Here is a 17,796-nt window from a genome sequence, read left to right as displayed (position 1 = left end):
TCCTGGCGGGCTCGGCGGTGGGGGCGAGCCGGGTGGTCCGGCGGCGGGCGCCGGGGCCGGGCGGTCGTGAGCTCGCTGACGTACGAGCTGTTCCTCGCCGGTCTGGCGGTCGGCAGCGCGGCGGCGCTCACCGGGGTCGGGCTGATCGTCACGTACCGGGCGACGGGCGTGCTGAACCTGGCGCACGGCGCGGTCGCCATGGTCTGCGCGTACGTGCTGCGCCAGCTGGTGGTCGAGTGGGGCTGGCCGCTCGGGCCCGCCGCGTGCGTGACGCTGCTGCTGGTCGCGCCGGGCATCGGCCTGGTGCTGGACCGGGCGGTGTTCCGGCCCGCCGCGCTGTCGGGGGCCGGTCCGGCGCGGACCCTGGTGGCGTCGATCGGCGTGTTCGTCCTGCTGGTGGGCGGCGCCGCGCTGCTGTGGGGCGGCGGGGCGCGGGCGGACGCGCCGGTGCTGCTGGGCGACGACCCGTGGGCGCAGGTGGCGGTCGCCGTGGCGGTGGCCTGCGCGGTGGGCGCGGTGACCCGGTGGACGCGGCTGGGGCGGGAGCTGCGGGCCGTGGTGGACAACCGGGAGCTGGCGGTGCTGGGCGGGATCGCCGCCGACCGGGTGGCGGCGGCGGGCTGGGCGTTCGGGTCGTTCACGGCCGGGCTGACGGGGGTGCTGCTGGCGCCGCACGTACGGCTCGACCCGTACGGGCTGCCGCTGCTCGTCGTGGAGGTCATCGCCGTGGCCGTGGTGGCCCGGATGCGGAGCCTGCCGGCGGCGGTGGGGGCCGCGCTGGCACTCGGCGTGGCGCAGGCGCAGCTGACGCGGTTCCATCCGGGCGGCTGGGCGGGGCCCCTGGTGCAGGCGCTCGGCGCGAACCTGTTCGTGGTGGCGCTGCTGGTGGCCGCGCTGGCGGTGCCCGCCGTGGGCGCGGGCGGCGGGCGGGACGCGGGCGGGCCGGGCGCGGCCGGGGCCGACGTGCTGCCGCGCGGGACGACGGCGGGGGCGCGGGTGCCGCCGGGGTTGTGGCTGTGCGTGGCGGTGGCGCTGGCCCTGCCGCTGGGGTTCGCGGGCGCCGACCTGCGGACGTCGGTGCAGGTGCCCGCGCTGGCGGTGGTACTGCTGTCGCTGGTGGTGGTGACGGGCAGGGGCGGTCAGATCTCCCTGGGGCAGGCGGCGTACGCGGGTCTCGGTGCCCTGTTCACGGCGCTCCTCGCGGCGGGGCGGGTGCCGGGGCTGCCGCCGCTGCCCGAGCTGGTGGCGCTGGGCGCGGCGGTGGTGCTGGTCGCGCCGCTGGGGCTGCTGACCGGGTGGCCGGCGATCCGGCGGCGCGGTCTCGCCCTGGCGCTGGTGACGCTGGCGGTGGGCGTGGCGGTGAGCCGGTTCGTGCTGGCGCAGCCGTACGCGACGGCGGGCCTCGCGGTGGAGCGGCCCGCCGGGTTCCTGACGGACCGGGGCTACTACCTGCTGGAGCTGGCCGCACTGGCGGGCGCCCTGGCGGCTGTCGCGGCGCTGCGGCGGGGCCGTACGGGCAGGGCGCTGGCGGCGCTGCGGGACCACGAGGCGGGCGCGGAGGCGGCGGGCGTCCCGGTGCCCGCGCTCAAGGTCCTGGCGTTCGTGGCGGGCGCGGCGCTGGCGGCGCTGGGCGGCGGGCTGCTGGCGATGGGCGTCCGGGCGTTCGACGCGGCGGCGTTCGACCCGGTACGGGCGCTGCTGTGGTTCGCGGCGGTGCTGGTGCTGGGCGCGGACAGCCTGCTCTCCCCGCTGCTGGCGGCGGCCCTGCTGGTGGGCCTGGACGCGGGTGCGCGGGGCGGCGCGGCGGCGGCGGTCATCGGCCTGCTGGCCGCGCTGACCACCCGCGTACCGCCCCTGACGTCCCTGCTCCCCCAGCCCCCGCCAGGCCCCCGCCGCCCCTGGCGACGGCGCCCGGACACCGCCCGGCCCGCGGCGGCCCGCACCGCCCCCGGGCACACCCCCGGCGCGGGACCTGGGCCGGACCGGGGCGGCTCAGCCCCAGGAGCCCCACGAGCCACAGCGGCCCTGGCAGTCACAAAGGCCCCGGCCGCCGCGGCGGCCCCGCCGGTCGCAGGGGCCGGGCCGCCGCCCCGCCTGCGGGCCGTCGGGCTCGTCGTGCGGTACGGCGGGGTGACCGCGCTGGACGGGGTGCACCTCGCGCTCACCCCCGGGCGGGTCACCGCGCTCGTGGGGCCAAACGGGGCGGGCAAGAGCACCCTGTTCCACTGCCTGGCCGGCACCGTGCGGCCCGCCTCCGGCCAGGTCACGCTCGACGGCGCCGACATCACCCGCGCCCCCGCCCACGCCCGTACCCGGCTCGGTGTCGCCCGGACGTTCCAGGAGCCGGCCCTCTTCCCGTCCCTGACCGTCGAGGAGAACGTCCGCCTCGGCGCCGAGCGCGGCCACCTCCGCACCGCCCCGGACACCGCCGCCGAGCAGGCGCTCAGGCTGCTGGGCCTCGACGGGCCCGTACGGCACCACCCCGCCGCCGGTCTGCCCACGGGCGTCCTGCGCCGGGTCGAACTGGGCCGGGCGCTCGCGGGGCGGCCGCACACGCTGCTGCTGGACGAGCCCGCCGCCGGACTGGACGCGCGCGAGACCGCGGCGCTCGCCCGGATCCTGGCCGCCCTTGCCGCCGACGGCACCGCCGTCCTGGTCGTCGAGCACGACCCGGACCTGGTGGCGGGGATCGCGCACACCGTCCATGTCCTGGAGGCGGGGAGGATCCTGACATGAGCGTCGAGATGGAGCTGCGCGCCGTACGGGTCCGGTACGGCCCGCTGGAGGCGCTGCACGGCGTGGACCTGCCCGTCCCGGCCGGTACGGCGACCGTGCTGCTCGGCCGCAACGGCTCCGGCCGTACGACGGTGCTGCGCGCCCTCGCCGGGGCGGTGCGCCCGTCGGCGGGCCGGGTCCTGTGGCGCGGCGCCGACGTGACGCGGCTCCCCCCGCACCTGCGGGCACGGCGCGGGCTGTGCTTCGTACCGGATCTGCGGGCCGTGTACGCCACGCTGACCGTCGCGGAGAACCTGCGGCTCGCCGGGGACCCGGACGCCGCCCTGGCCGCCTACCCGGAGCTGCGGCCCCTCCTCCCCCGCCGGGCGGGCACGCTGTCGGGCGGCGAACGGCGGATGCTCGCCGTGTCGCGGGCGCTGGCGGTGCCCGCGCGTGTCGTGCTCGTGGACGAACCGTCGCTCGGCATGTCGCCCCCGGTGGCGGAGCGTACGTACGCCCTGCTCGGCGCCCTGTGCGCCAGGGGCACGGCGCTCGTCACGGCCGAACAGCGGCTCCCCGACGGCCTGCCGCGCGGCACGCTCGTCCACGAACTGCGGCGCGGCGAGATCACCTTCAGCGGCGAGCCCGGCGAAGCGGCCGCGCGACGGCTCCTCGGGGGCCCGGGGCTGCCCCACACGCGGGCCGTGTCCGACGAGTCGTGAGAACGCGTGAGCGGCGAGCACGCTCCGCCGCGATGATGCACGGGTGTTCTACGAGGATCTCAGCGAGTACGACTACATGACCCAGGACGAGTTCACGGACCGGGAGTCGAACTTCTACGCGCTCATGTACCGCCCGAGGCACACCCGCCTGGCCGTCGGGTGGCTGGAAGCCGGGAGGCCGTACTCGACGGGACCGGTCCCCTCGGGGTTCGTGGAGAGGCTGAGGGCCGTCCAGCGGGTCCAGTGGATGAACGTCTGCCTCGGGACGCACGGCTGCGACCTGTGTCCGGAGGAAGAAGCTCCGGAAGGGAACGGAGAGGTGCGCATCCCGGGCCGGCCCGGCATCGCCTACACCGCTCCGTTCCTGGTCACGCACTACATCACCGTGCACGGCTACCGCCCGCCGCAGGAGTTCGTCGACGCCGTCCTCGCCGTCGATCCCGACGCGTGGGCCGCCGCGAGGTGGCCCGACGTGCCCTTCCCCTGGGTCCCGGACGACGCCGCGTACCTGCTGGAATGAGGGCGGATGCCCTCCGGCAGGCTCCGCCCGGCGCGTCCCTGGCGGGGCGACGGCCGAGCCGTCCCCGAGGGCCTACGGGATGGCCAGCAGCTGGCCCGGGCGGATGAGGTCGGGGTCGGGGCCCACCACGTCGCGGTTCGCCTCGTACACGGCCTGCCAGCCGCCCGCGACGCGGAAGCGACGGGCCATGGCGCTCAGCGAGTCGCCCGGCTCGACCGTGTGGTACCGGCCGGAGAGCCCGTACCGGCGCGAGCACGTCGGCCACGCCTTCCACCCCTGCCAGCGCAGCACCTCCTGCGCGACGGTGATCTGCTGGGCGCGGGTGGCCAGGTCGGCGCGGCGCGCGTACTTCAGGCCCCCGAACTCCTCCCACGTGGACTGCTTGAACTGCAGCCCGCCGTAGAAGCCGTTGCCGGTGTCGGCGTTCCAGCGGCCGCTGCTCTCGCAGAGGGCGACGCACCCCCAGGGCCAGTCGCCGGGGCAGTCGGCGGAGGAGGCGGCGGGCGCGGACACGGGCGGCGACCCGTGCGCGGCGGCGGACGGCTGGGCGGCGCGGGCCTCCGCGCCCCGCGGCAGGGCCGGTACGAGGGCGAGCCCCAGCGTCAGCGCGAGCACCGCCAGGACGGCGTACGCGGACGACGGCACGACGGCACCACCCGGCGCGGGCGACACGTCCGGGGTTGCACCGCGCACGTCCTGAGCGGCGCCGCACCGCGGGCCGTACGGGCCGGCGCCCTGGCGGGCGTACGGGCTGACGGAAGGTTTCGGCTGCTTCGGCATCGCGCCACGCTAGGCACGCCCCCGCGTCCCGCCGCCGCTTCCGCCCGGCGTGCCGCGCCGCCGCCGCGCGATCCCACCCGGTCGGCAGACCTCCGGCGCGCCCCGGCCCGTCCATCCCCTCCCCCGGTCCCCCCGGCCCGTCCCCCGGTGCGCCGGGCGCGGGGTGGCCGGATTCGGTTGCCCCGGGCGCGTGACCCCGTCCGGCGCTCCGCCGTTGAACTCGTCATGAGATGCCGGGAGCCGCCCGGTACCGCACGCACCAACGAGTCCGAGGAGCCACCCGTGCCGCGCATGCTCGACGTCAGCGAGGACGTACGCGCCGAGATCGGCGACGACGAAGCCGACCGGCTGCTCGCCGGCGAGAACGCCCCGGGCAGCTACGACTGCACCTCCTGCCGCACCCCGGGCGACCCCGAGCAGGAACGCACCAGCACCGTGCTGTTCGTCGGCGACGAGACCGCCGTCCTCGCCTTCGCCCACGCCACCTGCATCCCCTCCCAGGTCGTCCGGGTCTCGGAGGAGCAGCTCCAGGGCGCCGTCCGGTCCATCACCGGCGAGGAGCCGCAGGGCCCCGCGACCGCCCAGGCCCCGCTGGGCGGCGTGCCCGCGCAGGCCCCGCCGGGGACCCAGCAGGCCGTCCTGGGCGTGACGAGCGGTCTGGTCGCGATCGACGGGACGCTCCACCCGGCGCTGGTCGTGGAGCCGACCGCGCCGATCGCCCGCCCCGGCTCGTACGGCACGGAGGACGAGTTCCTGCCGCTCCTCATCGAGCAGGGCTTCCACCCCGTGACCGACGTGAACGTGCCGCCGTCGCTGCTCGGCGGCTGGTCCGTGCTGCTCGCCGTGGGGCAGCTCCACGCGATCCTCCAGCCGAACCCGGTCGGCGGCGGGCAGGTCGCCTGGTGGAAGGCGCACCAGCCGCTCCAGGTCACCGACGACTGGCGGACCACCGTCAACAAGTCGAAGACGGTGCTGGTGTTCGCCGCGCCCGTCGGCTCCATCGGCCAGCAGCCCCGCGAGGACCTGCTGCGCGACGCGCTGGAGAAGGCCGCCGCGAACGGCCGCCTGGTCGCCGCCGCCATGCCCCTCGCCGGCACGTCCTGATGGGCACTCCGCTCCCCGCCCGGTGGAAGGCGAATTCCGGGGGCGGGCCGCATCCCCCGGGCGGCGGGGTCGTTGGCACCTACGTGCAGCACTCATACGAGCCGTCCCGCCAGCCGTACCAGCACATCCCCGCCATGCGCCCGGCGGAGGACGGTCTTTCCTACTCGGCCACGCCCATCTACGACGCGCTGTACTCGGAGTACCGCCGGTCGTTCCGGGCGCTGCCCGGGGACCGCAGCGGCGAGGAGGACCTGAAGTTCCGGGCGTTCGGCGCTCTGCCGCCCTCCCACCCCGCCGACGCCGGCCAGGGCGGCGGCACCGGCTCCGGCACGGGCCACACGACCGGCACGCACGGGTACGGGCAGGGCTGGCACGCGCAGGGCTACGGCGGCTACGCGGCGGCCAGGCCGCACGGCGGGCCCGCGCAGGCGGCCCTGCCACCGGCACCGCGCCGGGGCCACTGAAGCCGCGGCGGGACCACTGAGACGGCGGCGGGGCCGGGGGACGCGATCGTCCACCCGGCCCCGCCGCCGTCTGCCGTGAGGCCCCGCGCGCGGCTACTTCTTGCGGCCGCGCTTCTCCCGCACCCGTACGGAGATGTGGATCGGCGTCCCGTCGAAGCCGAACTCCTCGCGCAGGCGGCGCTCCACGAACCGGCGGTAGCCGTGCTCCAGGAAGCCCGAGGCGAACAGCACGAACCGGGGCGGCTTCGTACCGGCCTGCGTGCCGAACAGGATGCGGGGCTGCTTGCCGCCGCGGATCGGGTGCGGGTGCGCGGCGACCAGCTCGCCGAGGAACGCGTTGAGGCGGCCGGTCGGGACGCGGGTCTCCCACCCCGCGAGGGCGGTCTCGATCGCCGGGACGAGCCGGTCCATGTGGCGGCCGGTGCGGGCGGAGACGTTGACGCGCGGGGCCCAGGCCACCTGCTGCATCTCCGTCTCGATCTCCCGCTCCAGGTAGTAGCGGCGCTCCTCGTCCAGCTCGTCCCACTTGTTGTACGCGATGACGAGCGCGCGGCCCGCCTCCACGGCCATCGTGATGATCCGCTGGTCCTGGACGGAGATGGACTCGGTCGTGTCGATCAGGACGACCGCCACCTCGGCCTTCTCGACGGCGGCGGCGGTGCGCAGCGACGCGTAGTAGTCCGCGCCCTCCTGGAGGTGGACCTTCTTGCGGATGCCCGCCGTGTCCACGAACTTCCAGGTCTTGCCGCCCAGTTCGATCAGCTCGTCCACCGGGTCGCGGGTGGTGCCGGCCAGCTCGTTGACGACGACCCGCTCCTCGCCCGCGACCTTGTTGAGGAGGGACGACTTGCCGACGTTCGGGCGGCCGATGAGCGCGATGCGGCGGGGGCCGCCGACGGCGGTGCCGAAGGTCTGCTCGGGCGCCTCGGGCAGGGCCTTGAGGACCTCGTCCAGGAGGTCACCGGTGCCCCGGCCGTGCAGCGCGGACACCGGGAACGGCTCGCCGAGGCCCAGGGACCACAGCATCGCGGCGTCGGCCTCGGCGGACGGGCCGTCCACCTTGTTCGCGGCGAGCACGACGGGCTTGCCCGCGCGGCGCAGCAGCTTGACGACGGCCTCGTCCGTGTCGGTGGCGCCCACGGTGGCGTCCACGACGAAGACGACCGCGTCGGCCGCGTCGATGGCGAACTCGGCCTGGGCGGCGACGGACGCGTCGATGCCGAACACGTCCTGCTCCCAGCCGCCCGTGTCCACCACCTTGAAGCGGCGGCCCGCCCACTCGGCCTCGTAGGTGACGCGGTCGCGGGTGACGCCGGGGCGGTCCTCCACGACGGCCTCGCGGCGGCCGATGATCCGGTTGACCAGGGTGGACTTGCCGACGTTCGGGCGGCCGACGACGGCGAGGACGGGGAGCGGGCCGTGCCCGGCCTCCTCGATCGCGCCCTCCACGTCCGCGACGTCGAAGCCCTCTTCGGCGGCGAGCTCCATGAACTCCGCGTACTCGGCGTCGCCAAGTGCCCCGTGGTCGTGCTGGTCGTTCATGAAGTCCGTTCCTCGTGCGTTCGTGGTGGTCGGTGGGCCGGCCGGGGCCGGGCCCACTACTCGAGTGTCGCTCAGCGCCCGGTGAGGCGCCTGGCGTTTTCCAGGTGGGCGGTGAGCCGCTCCTGGATGCGTACGGTGGCGTCGTCGAGGGCCTTGCGCGTGCGGCGTCCGCTGCCGTCACCGGCCTCGAAGGCGTCGCCGAAGACGACGTCGACACGGCCGCGCAGGGGCGGCAGCGCCTTTATCACCCGGCCGCGGCGCTCGCCGCTTCCCAGCACGGCGACCGGGACGATCGGCGCGCCGGACCGTACGGCGAAGTAGGCCAGCCCGGCGCGCAGCGACGCGAAGTCGCCCTCGCCGCGGGTGCCCTCGGGGAAGATCCCGAGGACGCCGCCCGCGGCCAGCACGTCGAGGGCGCCGGTGATCGCGGTGCGATCGGCGGACGCGCGGTCGACCTTGAGCTGGCCGATGCCCTCCAGGAAGGGGCCGAGCGGCCCGACGAACGCTTCCTTCTTGATCAGGAAGTGCACGGGCCGGGGCGCGGTGCCCATGAGCATGGGGCCGTCGAGGGCGTGGGCGTGGTTGACGGCGAGGATGACGGGGCCGGAGGCCGGTACGCGCCAGGCGCCCAGCACGCGCGGCTTCCACAGCCCGTACATCAGGCCGATGCCGATGCCCCGCCCGACGGCGGCGCCCTTCGCCGACGGGGTCACTTGGCGGCCGCCCGCTTCTCCTCCACGAGGGTGACCACGCACTCGATGACCTGCTGGAGGGTGAGCTCCGTCGTGTCCACCTCGACGGCGTCGTCGGCCTTGGCGAGGGGGGAGGTCTTGCGGGTGGAGTCGGCGGCGTCCCGCTTGATCAGGGCTTCCCTGGTGGCGGAGACGTCGGCGCCCTTCAGCTCACCGGCGCGGCGGGCGGCGCGGGCCTCCGGGGACGCGGTGAGGAAGATCTTGAGGTCGGCGTCCGGGAGGACGGTCGTGCCGATGTCGCGGCCCTCGACGACGATGCCGTGCGGGGCGGCGGCGGCGATGGAGCGCTGGAGTCCGGTGATCCGGGTGCGCACCTCGGGTACGGCGCTGACGGCGCTGACCTTGGAGGTGACCTCCTGGGTGCGGATCGGTCCGGAGGCGTCCAGGCCGTCGACGGTGATCGTCGGGTGGGACGGGTCGGTGCCGGAGACGATCACGGGCTTGCCCGCGGCGTCGGCCACGGCGGCGGCGTCGTCCACGTCGATCCCGTTGGTGATCATCCACCAGGTGATCGCCCGGTACTGGGCGCCGGTGTCCAGGTAGCTCAGGCCGAGCTTGGCGGCGACGGCCTTGGAGGTGCTCGACTTGCCCGTACCGGAGGGGCCGTCGATGGCGACGATCACGGAATGCACGGTGTCGGACACCTTCCTGCCTGCGTGGGATGGGGGCCGGCCGGTTGCCGAGGGCCCGCCACAAGGTTACCGACTGTCCTCACCGGCTTTCGCACCCGTTCGTACCAGCGGACCGGCGGGCAGCGGCGGCCGCCGCCGGACCGGACCGGCCGGCCCCGGTCAGCTCCCCGTGCCGCGCAGGGCCCAGCCGCGTTCGCGGAGGGCGGCCGCGAGGAGCGGGGCGGCGGACGGGGCGACCATCAGCTGCACCACACCCGCCTGCTGGCCGGTGGCGTGCTCGATGCGGACGTCCTCGATGTTGACCCCGGCCCGCCCGGCGTCGGCGAAGATCCGCGCCAGCTCGCCCGGCTGGTCGCTGATGAGGACGGCGACCGTCTCGTACGCGGCGGGGGCCGTGCCGTGCTTGCCGGGGACGCGGGCGCGACCGGTGTTGCCCCGGCGCAGCACGTCCTCGACGCCGGTGACGCCCTCGTGGCGCTTGTCGTCGTCGGCCGAGTCGAGGGCGCGCAGGGAGCGGACCGTCTCGTCCAGGTCGGCGGCGAGCGCGGCGAGCACGTCGGCGACGGGCCCGGGGTTGGCGGAGAGGATGTCGACCCACATGCGGGGGTCGGACGCGGCGATGCGCGTCACATCGCGGATGCCCTGCCCGCACAGCCGTACGGAGGTCTCGTCGGCCTGCTCCAGGCGCGCGGCGACCATCGAGGAGACGAGCTGCGGGGTGTGCGAGACGAGGGCCACGGCACGGTCGTGGGCGTCGGCGTCCATGACGACCGGCACGGCCCGGCACAGCGCGACCAGCTCCAGCGCCAGGTTGAGGACCTCGGTGTGGGTGTCGCTGGTGGGGGTGAGGACCCAGGGGCGGCCCTCGAACAGGTCGCCGCTGCCGGCGAGCGGCCCGGACTGCTCCTTGCCGGACATGGGGTGCGTGCCGATGTACGCGGACAGGTCGGCGCCCATGGCCTCCAGCTCCCGCAGCGGTCCGCCCTTGACGCTCGCCACGTCCAGGTAGCCGCGCGCGGTACCGGCGTGCATGGCGTCGGCGAGGGTGGCGGCGACATGCGCGGGCGGTACGGCGACCACGCACAGATCGACGGGGCCCTCGGGCGGGGTGTCCGTCCCGGCGCCCCGGGCGGCGGCGGTGCGGGCCCGGTCGGGGTCGTGGTCGGCGAGGTGGACGGTGACGCCCCGGTCGGTGAGGGCGAGGGCGACGGACGTGCCGATCAGCCCGGTTCCGATGACGACGGCGGTTCTCACTGGGCGGTGTCCTTGCGGCGGGCGGCTGGGGACTGGAGGGCTGGCGGGCGGACCCCCGGGGGGCCGCCGTGCGTTCAGCCTAGTCAAGGCCGGGCCGGGGAGGGGCGGCGTTCTGACGGGTGAGACCGCCCAGGGACCCGGGGCGGCCGCCCCGGTGGCCGGGCAGCCGCTCCGGTGGTGGGCCGTGGTGGCGGGCGGGGCCGTGTGGACGTATCAGACTGTCCGCATGATCTTCCACGTCGTACCGCTGCCGGAGTGGGCCGCCGAGCCCGCGCTCCCCTACCGCCCCGCGTCCCTGGCCCTGGAGGGGTTCACGCACTGCTCGGCAAACGCCCCGGCTGCGCTGGCCGTCGCGGACGCGCGCTACCGGGACGTGCCGGGGACGCTGCTGGTGCTGGTGGTGGACGAGGAGCGGCTGTCGGCGGAGGTCCGCTGGGAGGAGTCGGCGGCCGGGGTGTTCCCGCATGTGTACGGGCCGCTGGAGCGGGCCGCCGTCACGGCCGTACTGGAGGTGCGCCGGGGCCCGGACGGGGCGGCGCTCGAACTCGTTCCCTGGGCGTAACGCCCGGCGGGTTCCCTTCCGCGACCGGCCAGCAGGCCACAGGATGAGGGGATGCGTCAGCTTCCTCCCGGTCCGTCCGGTCCCGTGACCTCCCGCCGTACCGTCCTCACCGGTGCCGTGACCGCGGCCGCGGCGGCCGCCCTGACCTCGGCGTGCGGCGACGAGGGGAGCGGCGGGAGGGTGCTCGCGCCCACGTCCGGCATCCCGGTCGGCGGGGGCCGGGTCTTCGCGGACGAGAAGGTCGTGGTGACCCAGCCCGCCGAGGGCGAGTTCAAGGCGTTCTCGGCGGTCTGCACCCACCAGGGCTGCACGGTCGGCTCGGTGACGAACGGGCTGATCAACTGCCCGTGCCACGCCAGCCGGTTCCGGATCGCGGACGCGTCGGTCGCCTCCGGCCCGGCGACCCGGCCGCTGCCGGAGCGGAAAATCACCGTCGAGGACGGCAGCGTCCGGCTCCTGTGAACCGGCGGCCGCACGGCCGTTAGGGTCGTGCGCATGCCTGAGCACACGATCACGCCGGAAGCGCTCGTACGCGACCACACGGTCTACTCCTGCGTGATGGGCTCCCGGGCGTTCGGGCTGGCCACGGAGGGCAGCGACACGGACCGGCGCGGGGTGTTCCTCGCCCCGACCCCGGCACAGTGGCGGTTCACCAAGCCGCCCACGCACGTGGAGGGTCCGGCGCCCGAGCAGTTCAGCTGGGAGCTGGAGCGGTTCTGCGAGCTGGCGCTGCGCGGCAACCCGAACATCCTGGAGTGCCTGCACTCGCCGCTCGTGGAGCACGTCGACGACACGGGCCGCGAACTGCTGGACCTGCGCGGCGCGTTCCTGTCGCGGCAGGTGCACGAGACGTTCACCCGGTACGCGCTGTCGCAGCGCCGCAAGCTGGAGGCGGACGTACGGCGCCACGGCGAGCCCCGCTGGAAGCACGCCATGCACCAGCTGCGGCTGCTCGGTGCCTGCCGGAACCTGCTGCGCACCGGCGAGCTGGTCATCGACGTGGGCGACGGGCGGGAGCGGCTGCTCGCGGTGAGGCGCGGTGAGGTGGCGTGGGCCGAGGTGGAGGCGTGGATGGTGCGGCTCGCCGACGAGTCGGACGCGGCGCTGGCGTCGTCGCCGCTGCCCGGGGAGCCGGACCGGGCCCGGGTGGAGGACTTCCTGTTCCGGACCCGGCTGCGGTCAGCCCTGGACGTGCTGTCCGAGGCGGGCGCGGACGACGAGGTCGTGCAGCGCGTCGTACGCCCCCGTCACGGCGTCGGGTAGCGCGGAGGCGTCCCGGGCCTCGTCCAGGGTGCGGTGCAGCGCCTCCACGTCGGCGCGCAGCCGCTCAGGGTCGGTCCCGGCGGCGGGGGCGTGCTCGGCCTCCGCCTTGGCGGCGATCAGCTCGCCCAGGTACGCGGGGGCCTCGCCGACCGTCCCGCACAGGGTCGGCAGATGCGCGACGACCTCGCCCGACCGCATCAGGTGGATGCCGGTCAGCAGGGCGCGGAAGGTGTACAGCAGCGCCTTCAGCTCGTCGTTCTTCTCGAACAGACGCCACTGGGTGCAGGCGAAGCCCCGGTAGTGATGGGCGTGGTGGGTGGTGACCACGTCCGGGGCGAGAGCGGCCAGTTCGGCGTGGAGGCCGCTCGTGTGGACGACGAGCGGCGACAGCAGCTGTTCCAGCACGTAGCCGTTGCGCCGCAGCATCAGGCGGACGAACTTGCGCAGGTCGTGCGTGACGAGGTCCATCTCCACGCCGTCCCGCACCCACATCCTGGACCGGGTCTCCTCCGCCTCGCGCAGCCCGATCAGCGCTTCCACGGGCAGCAGGTGCACCCCGCGCAGGTCCACGTCCGAGTCGCGGGACGGGAATCCGTACAGGTGCGCGCCGGAGACGGTCGCGAACAACAGGGGGTCGGGCTGCTCGGCGACGACGGAGGAGAGGTCCAGGTGCTCGATCACCGGTCAAGCATCCCAGAGCGCGCCGAGCGTGACGAGGTCCGCGCGGTACTCGACGCGCCCGGCCCACGCCTCGGGCCAGGCCGAGACGCCCAGGTGGGCCCCGGCGAAGGCGCCCGCGAGGCAGGCGATCGAGTCGGAGTCGCCGCTGGTGCAGGCGGCCCGGCGCAGGGCGGTGAGCGGTTCCTGCGGGAACATCAGGAAGCACACCAGCGCGGTGGCGAGCGCCTCCTCGGCGATCCAGCCCTCGCCGGTGAGCAGGCACGGGTCGGTCTCGGGGTTGGCGGTGCGCAGGGCGGCGGCGACCCGTTCGAGGACGGCGAGGCACTCGTCCCAGCCGCGCTCGACGAAGTGGCGCGGTGAGGGGTCGTGGGCGCGGGTCCACAGGTCGCCGAGCCACGTCTCGTGGTAGCGGGAGCGGTTCTCGTACGCGTACGAGCGCAGCAGCCCGACCAGGCCGAGCGGCTCGGCCCCCTCCGCCAGCAGGTGCACGGCGTGGGCGGTCAGGTCGGACGCGGCGAGCGCGGTGGGGTGCCCGTGCGTCAGGGCGGCCTGCAACTGGGCGGCTCCGGCGCGCTGTTCCTCGGTGAGGCCGGGTACGAGGCCGACGGGCGCGACCCGCATGTTGGCGCCGCAGCCCTTGGAGCCGGTCTGGCTGGCGCCCTGCCAGGGGCCGTCGGCGGCCAGCATCCCGCAGGCGACGAGGCAGGTGCGGCCGGGGGCGCGGTTGTTCTCGGGCGAGCGGGCCCAGGCGACGTACTCCTCGCGCAGGGGCTCGGCGAACCGCCCGGGGGTGAGGGGGCCGTGCTCCATGGCGGTGCGCAGGGCGCGGCCGACGGCGAGGGTCATCTGCGTGTCGTCGGTGACGCGGGCGGGCTCGGGCAGCGGCAGTTCGCGCCAGGGGCCGTACCAGCTGGTGATCCTCGGTATGTCGATGAACTCGGTGGGCAGGCCCATCGCGTCGCCGAGCGCGAGGCCGACGAGGGTGCCGGTGGCGGCCCGCTTGGTGGTGCGCCGGGCGGGGGCGGCGGCGGTGGTGTCGGTGGTCATGCGGTGGTCTCCCGTCGTTCCGGCCGTGCCGGCCGCAGCAGTGGTGGGTGGAGGGCGGTCGCGTCGCCCGCCCGGTAGAGCGCGGCCGGTTTCCCCCGTCCGCCGGTGAGGCGCGGCGGGCCTTCCACGGGCCGGACGAAGCCGGGCGTGGCGAGGACCTTGCGCCGGAAGTTGGGGCGGTCCAGCGGGACGCCCCACACGGCCTCGTACACCTGCCGCAGCTCGCCGAGGGTGAACTCGGGCGGGCAGAAGGCGGTGGCGAGGCAGCTGTACTCGAGCTTGGCGCCGACGCGGTCGTGGGCGTCGGCGAGGATCGCGTCGTGGTCGAAGGCGAGCGGGCCCTGGGCGGCGTACGGGACCCAGCGGGCGTCGGACGCGTCGCCGCCGCCGCGCGGCTCGGGCAGGCCGGGGCCGAGCGCGGCGTACGCGACGGAGACGACCCGCATGCGCGGATCGCGGTCCGGTTCGCTGTAGGTGCGCAGCTGCTCCAGGTGGAGGTGGGCGGCGGTCGCCTCGGCCAGGCCGGTCTCCTCGGCGAGTTCGCGGCGGGCGGCGGTGTCGGCGGACTCCCGGGGCCTGACGAACCCGCCCGGCAGGGCCCAGCGGCCCCGGTACGGCTCCTCGCCGCGCCGGACGAGCAGGACGTGCAGCCGCTCGTCGCGCAGGGTGAAGACGGCGAGGTCCACCGTGACCGCGAAGGGTTCGAAGGCGCGCGGGTCGTAGCCGTCGGGCACCTGGGCTGGCATGGCCGCTCCGGAGAAGGTTTCTTAAGAGTCACTTTGACTATAAACCCGGCTGGTGTCGTGCCACAAGCGCGAAGAAGCCCGCGGCCGTGAGCCGCGGGCTTCTTCGGATGGTTCCCCGACGCGTCGGGCCGGGGGTCCTACAGGCCGACTTCCTTCATCAGCATGCCGACCTCGGTGTTGGTCAGACGGCGCAGCCAGCCCGACTTCTGGTCGCCCAGCTGGATGGGGCCGAAGGCGGTGCGGACCAGCTTGTCCACGGGGAAGCCCGCCTCGGCGAGCATGCGGCGCACGATGTGCTTGCGCCCCTCGTGGAGCACGACCTCGACCAGGTAGTTCTTGCCGACCTGCTCGACCACCCTGAAGTGGTCGGCGCGGGCGTAGCCGTCCTCCAGCTGGATGCCGTCCTTGAGCAGCTTGCCGACCTCGCGCGGGAGGGGGCCGGTGACGGCGGCCAGGTACGTCTTCTTCACGCCGTACTTGGGGTGCGTGAGGCGGTGGGCCAGCTCGCCGTGGTTGGTGAGCAGGATGATGCCCTCGGTCTCCGTGTCGAGCCGCCCCACGTGGAAGAGGCGCGTCTCGCGGTTGGTGACGTAGTCGCCGAGGCACTGCCGACCGTCGGGGTCCTCCATGGTGGAGACGACACCGGCGGGCTTGTTCAGCGCGAAGAACTGGTACGACTGCGTGGCGACGGTCAGCCCGTCCACCTTGATCTCGTCCTTCTCCGGGTCCACCCGCAGGCCCTGCTCGACCACGATCGAGCCGTTGACCTCGACGCGGGCGTCCTCGATCAGCTCCTCGCAGGCGCGGCGCGAACCGTACCCGGCGCGGGCGAGGACCTTCTGGAGGCGCTCGCCCTCCTGCTCCGGCTGCACCGGCCGCTGCGGCTTGTTGGCGTACCGCTCGCGGTTGCGCTCCTCGATCCTGGCGTCCAGCTCGCGCGGGCGCGCCGGGGTCGTGCGGCCGCCGCCGCGCTGGGGGGACTGGCGGGGGCCGCCCTTGGCGCCGCCACGGGCCGCCGCGCCCCGTCCGCGCCGGGGAGCCTCGGCGGGGCCGCCGCCCACGTCGTAGGTGCGCTCCTCGGGGCGGGGGCGGCGCGGATTGGCGCCGCCCTGCCGGCGGTCGTCGCGGCTGTTACCGGCACCCCGGTAGTTGCCGCGGCCGCCGCTGCTGCCGCGGCCGCCGCTGTTGCCACCACGGCTCCCGCCGTTGTTTCCGCTGCTGTTCCTGCCGCTGCTGCTTCGCATCAAAGTTCCGTCTTGTCGTCTGCGTCCTCGTCAATCCGGATGGTCCGGATCGAACGACGGGACCGCTTCCCGCGACTCCGCCTCGACCGCGTCCGCCTCGGGGAGGAAGGGCGCGAGCTCCGGCAGTTCGTCCAGGCCGCGCAGGCCCATCCGCTCCAGGAAGTAGTTCGTCGTCCTGTACAGGATCGCACCTGTTTCGGGTTCCGCGCCCGCCTCCACCACCAGACCGCGCTGGAGGAGGGTCCGCATGACCCCGTCGCAGTTCACCCCGCGCACCGCCGAGACCCGTGAACGGCTCACCGGCTGCCGGTACGCGACGACCGCCAGCGTCTCCAGCGCGGCCTGCGTGAGGCGGGCGTGCTGGCCGTCGAGGACGAAGCTCTCCACGGCGGAGGCGTACGCGGGCCGCGTGTAGTACCGCCAGCCGCCCGCGACCTGGCGCAGCTCGAAGCCGCGCCGCTGGGTGTCGTACTCGTCGGCCAGCTCGCGCAGCACGTCGGCGACCTCGCGGCGGGTGCGGCCGAGGACCTTGGCGAGGTGCTCCTCGGTCGCCGGCTCGTCCACGACCATGAGGACCGCCTCCAGCGCGGGCTTCAGCTCCATCGCGTCGCTCACCCCTGCTCCCCTTCCTTCCCGCGCCCGGACCGGCGCTTCTTCCCTGCCCCGTCATCCGCGCTGTCCTCGGCGGCCCGGTCGAACTCGTCGGTGACCTTCGTGTCGGCGTCGCCGCCGGTCCAGCGCACGGTCAGCTCGCCCAGCGGGTCGTCCTGGTCGAGCGCGACCGCCCTGTCCCGGTACAGCTCCAGCAGGGCGAGGAAGCGGGCGACGACGGTGAGGGTGTCGGGCGCGTCCCGCGCGAGCTCGCTGAACCGGGCCTCGCCGCGCTCCCGCAGCAGCGCCACGACCACGTCCGCCTGCTCGCGGACGCTGACCAGCGGGGCGTGGATGTGGTCCACGTACACCCGCGGCTCCGGCTTGGGCCGCATCGCCCTGACCGCCAGCCTGGCGAACCCCTCGGGGCCGATGCCGAGCACCACGTCCGGCAGCAGCTCGGCGTGGTGCGGCTCGAGGCCGACGGTCCGGGGGTAGCGGCGGCCCTCGTCGTCGAGCCGGTCGCTGAAGACGGCGGCGACCTGCTTGTACGCGCGGTACTGGAGCAGCCGGGCGAACAGCACGTCGCGGGCCTCCAGCAGCGCGAGGTCCGCCTCGTCCTCCACCTCGGCGGCGGGCAGCAGGCGGGCGGCCTTCAGATCCAGCAGCGTGGCGGCGACGACCAGGAACTCGGTGGTCTGGTCGAGGTCCCAGTCGGGCCCCATGGCCCGGATGTACGCCATGAACTCGTCGGTCACCCGCGACAGCGCCACCTCGGTGACGTCCAACCGGTGCTTGGTGATCAGCTCGAGCAGCAGGTCGAAGGGGCCCTCGAAGTTGGCGAGCCGCACGGTGAACCGCCCGGAGGCCGCCTCGCCCCCGGCGTCCTCCCCGGCACCGCCCGGGCCCGCCCCGGGCCCGGCCTCCAGGGCGTCGGAGTCCGGGGCCTCGGCCTCCGGAATGCCGGCCTCAGGCCCCGGGGCGGCGCCGACGTCCAGAGCTGCGGGCCCCGGCTCCGGGGCGGCGGGCCACAGAGCTGCGGGCCGGGGCTCCAGGACGTCGGGCTCCGGGGCGGCGGGCGAAGGGGGCGGCGCCACGGGCCCCGGCGGGGGCGTGGGCGTCGGGCCGGGGCCCAGGGGGCGGCGGCGCGGGGGCTTGGGGGGCATAGGGGTCCAGA

18 protein-coding genes and 1 pseudogene are annotated in these 17,796 nt (G+C 75.4%); 8 read left to right on the top strand and 11 right to left on the bottom strand.

Features of this window, described 5'->3' with window-relative positions; genetic code table 11:
* Positions 1–66 precede the first annotated feature (66 nt).
* The 3 genes from J116_RS22860 to J116_RS22850 are packed head-to-tail and all read left to right on the top strand — an operon-like array spanning position 67 to position 3,957.
* The gene (locus J116_RS22860) at positions 67–2,736 is read left to right on the top strand and encodes an ABC transporter permease subunit (RefSeq protein WP_028964427.1); all 2,670 of its coding nucleotides are present in this window, start codon (positions 67–69) and stop codon (positions 2,734–2,736) included.
* The gene (locus J116_RS22855; protein WP_023589411.1) at positions 2,733–3,437 is read left to right on the top strand and encodes an ATP-binding cassette domain-containing protein; all 705 of its coding nucleotides are present in this window, start codon (positions 2,733–2,735) and stop codon (positions 3,435–3,437) included. Before J116_RS22860 ends, J116_RS22855 begins: the two co-directional genes overlap by 4 nt.
* Positions 3,438–3,480: 43 nt before the next feature.
* Positions 3,481–3,957 carry a DUF7919 family protein gene (locus tag J116_RS22850; protein WP_023589410.1) on the top strand — a complete coding sequence of 159 codons (477 nt, stop codon included), beginning with the start codon at positions 3,481–3,483 and terminating at the stop codon, positions 3,955–3,957.
* 72 nt (positions 3,958–4,029) lie between these two features.
* Here the strand turns inward: J116_RS22850 and J116_RS22845 are convergent, their stop codons facing one another.
* Positions 4,030–4,533, bottom strand: a complete 504-nt coding sequence (locus J116_RS22845) for a transglycosylase family protein (protein WP_394331512.1) — start codon at positions 4,531–4,533, stop codon at positions 4,030–4,032.
* Between the two features lie 486 nt (positions 4,534–5,019).
* On the opposite strand from J116_RS22845, the gene J116_RS22840 reads away from it, so the two are divergent.
* A complete protein-coding gene (locus J116_RS22840; protein WP_023589408.1) occupies positions 5,020–5,841 on the top strand; it encodes a hypothetical protein in 822 nt (273 codons plus the stop codon).
* An 83-nt stretch (positions 5,842–5,924) separates the two neighbouring features.
* On the top strand, positions 5,925–6,305 hold the full coding sequence (locus J116_RS22835; protein ID WP_037946893.1) for a hypothetical protein: 381 nt from the start codon (positions 5,925–5,927) through the stop codon (positions 6,303–6,305).
* A 93-nt stretch (positions 6,306–6,398) separates the two neighbouring features.
* On the opposite strand, the gene der is transcribed toward J116_RS22835, so the two are convergent.
* The 4 genes from der to J116_RS22815 all read right to left on the bottom strand — a co-directional run bounded on the left by der (position 6,399) and on the right by J116_RS22815 (position 10,485).
* Positions 6,399–7,847, bottom strand: coding sequence for a ribosome biogenesis GTPase Der (gene der / locus J116_RS22830; RefSeq protein WP_023589406.1), 1,449 nt, complete (start codon positions 7,845–7,847; stop codon positions 6,399–6,401).
* Positions 7,848–7,918: 71 nt separating this feature from the next.
* Positions 7,919–8,506 carry a lysophospholipid acyltransferase family protein gene (locus J116_RS22825; RefSeq protein ID WP_235617458.1) on the bottom strand — a complete coding sequence of 196 codons (588 nt, stop codon included), beginning with the start codon at positions 8,504–8,506 and terminating at the stop codon, positions 7,919–7,921.
* A gap of 50 nt (positions 8,507–8,556) precedes the next feature.
* Positions 8,557–9,243 (bottom strand): (d)CMP kinase, encoded by a 687-nt coding sequence (gene cmk, locus J116_RS22820; protein ID WP_023589404.1) that lies wholly within the window; start codon positions 9,241–9,243, stop codon positions 8,557–8,559.
* A 147-nt stretch (positions 9,244–9,390) separates the two neighbouring features.
* On the bottom strand, positions 9,391–10,485 hold the full coding sequence (locus tag J116_RS22815) for a prephenate dehydrogenase (protein ID WP_023589403.1): 1,095 nt from the start codon (positions 10,483–10,485) through the stop codon (positions 9,391–9,393).
* A gap of 226 nt (positions 10,486–10,711) precedes the next feature.
* Here J116_RS22815 and J116_RS22810 point away from each other — a divergent pair, with 226 nt between their 5' ends.
* From J116_RS22810 to J116_RS22800, 3 genes are read left to right on the top strand one after another with little or no spacing between them, the layout of a single operon-like run.
* Positions 10,712–11,047, top strand: a complete 336-nt coding sequence (locus tag J116_RS22810; protein ID WP_028964424.1) for a DUF952 domain-containing protein — start codon at positions 10,712–10,714, stop codon at positions 11,045–11,047.
* Positions 11,048–11,098: 51 nt separating this feature from the next.
* On the top strand, positions 11,099–11,509 hold the full coding sequence (locus tag J116_RS22805) for a Rieske (2Fe-2S) protein (RefSeq protein ID WP_051203596.1): 411 nt from the start codon (positions 11,099–11,101) through the stop codon (positions 11,507–11,509).
* 33 nt (positions 11,510–11,542) lie between these two features.
* Positions 11,543–12,310 carry a nucleotidyltransferase domain-containing protein gene (locus J116_RS22800; RefSeq protein WP_023589400.1) on the top strand — a complete coding sequence of 256 codons (768 nt, stop codon included), beginning with the start codon at positions 11,543–11,545 and terminating at the stop codon, positions 12,308–12,310.
* Here the strand turns inward: J116_RS22800 and J116_RS22795 are convergent.
* The 6 genes and pseudogenes from J116_RS22795 to J116_RS22770 all read right to left on the bottom strand — a co-directional run bounded on the left by J116_RS22795 (position 12,227) and on the right by J116_RS22770 (position 17,785).
* On the bottom strand, positions 12,227–12,991 hold the full coding sequence (locus J116_RS22795; RefSeq protein WP_023589399.1) for a nucleotidyltransferase domain-containing protein: 765 nt from the start codon (positions 12,989–12,991) through the stop codon (positions 12,227–12,229). The genes J116_RS22800 and J116_RS22795 overlap by 84 nt on opposite strands.
* Positions 12,992–12,994: 3 nt before the next feature.
* Positions 12,995–14,038 (bottom strand): ADP-ribosylglycohydrolase family protein, encoded by a 1,044-nt coding sequence (locus J116_RS22790; protein WP_023589398.1) that lies wholly within the window; start codon positions 14,036–14,038, stop codon positions 12,995–12,997.
* Complete coding sequence (locus tag J116_RS22785; RefSeq protein WP_023589397.1) at positions 14,035–14,784, bottom strand: NUDIX hydrolase; 750 nt, start codon at positions 14,782–14,784, stop codon at positions 14,035–14,037. Before J116_RS22785 ends, J116_RS22790 begins: the two co-directional genes overlap by 4 nt.
* Before the next feature lie 137 nt (positions 14,785–14,921).
* Positions 14,922–16,028 (bottom strand): pseudouridine synthase, encoded by a 1,107-nt coding sequence (locus J116_RS22780; protein ID WP_023589396.1) that lies wholly within the window; start codon positions 16,026–16,028, stop codon positions 14,922–14,924.
* Positions 16,028–16,631: pseudogene (gene scpB / locus J116_RS22775) on the bottom strand (SMC-Scp complex subunit ScpB). The gene J116_RS22780 and the pseudogene scpB overlap by 1 nt, the downstream one beginning before the upstream one ends.
* A gap of 8 nt (positions 16,632–16,639) precedes the next feature.
* Positions 16,640–17,785, bottom strand: coding sequence for a segregation and condensation protein A (locus J116_RS22770; RefSeq protein ID WP_023589394.1), 1,146 nt, complete (start codon positions 17,783–17,785; stop codon positions 16,640–16,642).
* Positions 17,786–17,796 lie beyond the last annotated feature (11 nt).

Origin of the sequence: Streptomyces thermolilacinus SPC6, assembly GCF_000478605.2 — a bacterium.
Lineage (GTDB): Bacteria > Actinomycetota > Actinomycetes > Streptomycetales > Streptomycetaceae > Streptomyces > Streptomyces thermolilacinus.
This window is presented reverse-complemented; position numbering and strand designations above follow the sequence as displayed.

Coding starts and splice junctions, on each gene's coding strand:
- J116_RS22855 (WP_023589411.1), top strand. CDS start 2,733: ATGAGCGTCGAGATGGAGCTGCGCGCCGTACGGGTCCGGTACGGCCCG.
- der (WP_023589406.1), bottom strand. CDS start 7,847: ATGAACGACCAGCACGACCACGGGGCACTTGGCGACGCCGAGTACGCG.
- J116_RS22825 (WP_235617458.1), bottom strand. CDS start 8,506: ATGTACGGGCTGTGGAAGCCGCGCGTGCTGGGCGCCTGGCGCGTACCG.
- J116_RS22810 (WP_028964424.1), top strand. CDS start 10,712: ATGATCTTCCACGTCGTACCGCTGCCGGAGTGGGCCGCCGAGCCCGCG.
- J116_RS22805 (WP_051203596.1), top strand. CDS start 11,099: ATGCGTCAGCTTCCTCCCGGTCCGTCCGGTCCCGTGACCTCCCGCCGT.
- J116_RS22800 (WP_023589400.1), top strand. CDS start 11,543: ATGCCTGAGCACACGATCACGCCGGAAGCGCTCGTACGCGACCACACG.
- J116_RS22790 (WP_023589398.1), bottom strand. CDS start 14,038: ATGACCACCGACACCACCGCCGCCGCCCCCGCCCGGCGCACCACCAAG.
- J116_RS22785 (WP_023589397.1), bottom strand. CDS start 14,784: ATGCCAGCCCAGGTGCCCGACGGCTACGACCCGCGCGCCTTCGAACCC.
- J116_RS22780 (WP_023589396.1), bottom strand. CDS start 16,028: ATGCGAAGCAGCAGCGGCAGGAACAGCAGCGGAAACAACGGCGGGAGC.
- J116_RS22770 (WP_023589394.1), bottom strand. CDS start 17,785: ATGCCCCCCAAGCCCCCGCGCCGCCGCCCCCTGGGCCCCGGCCCGACG.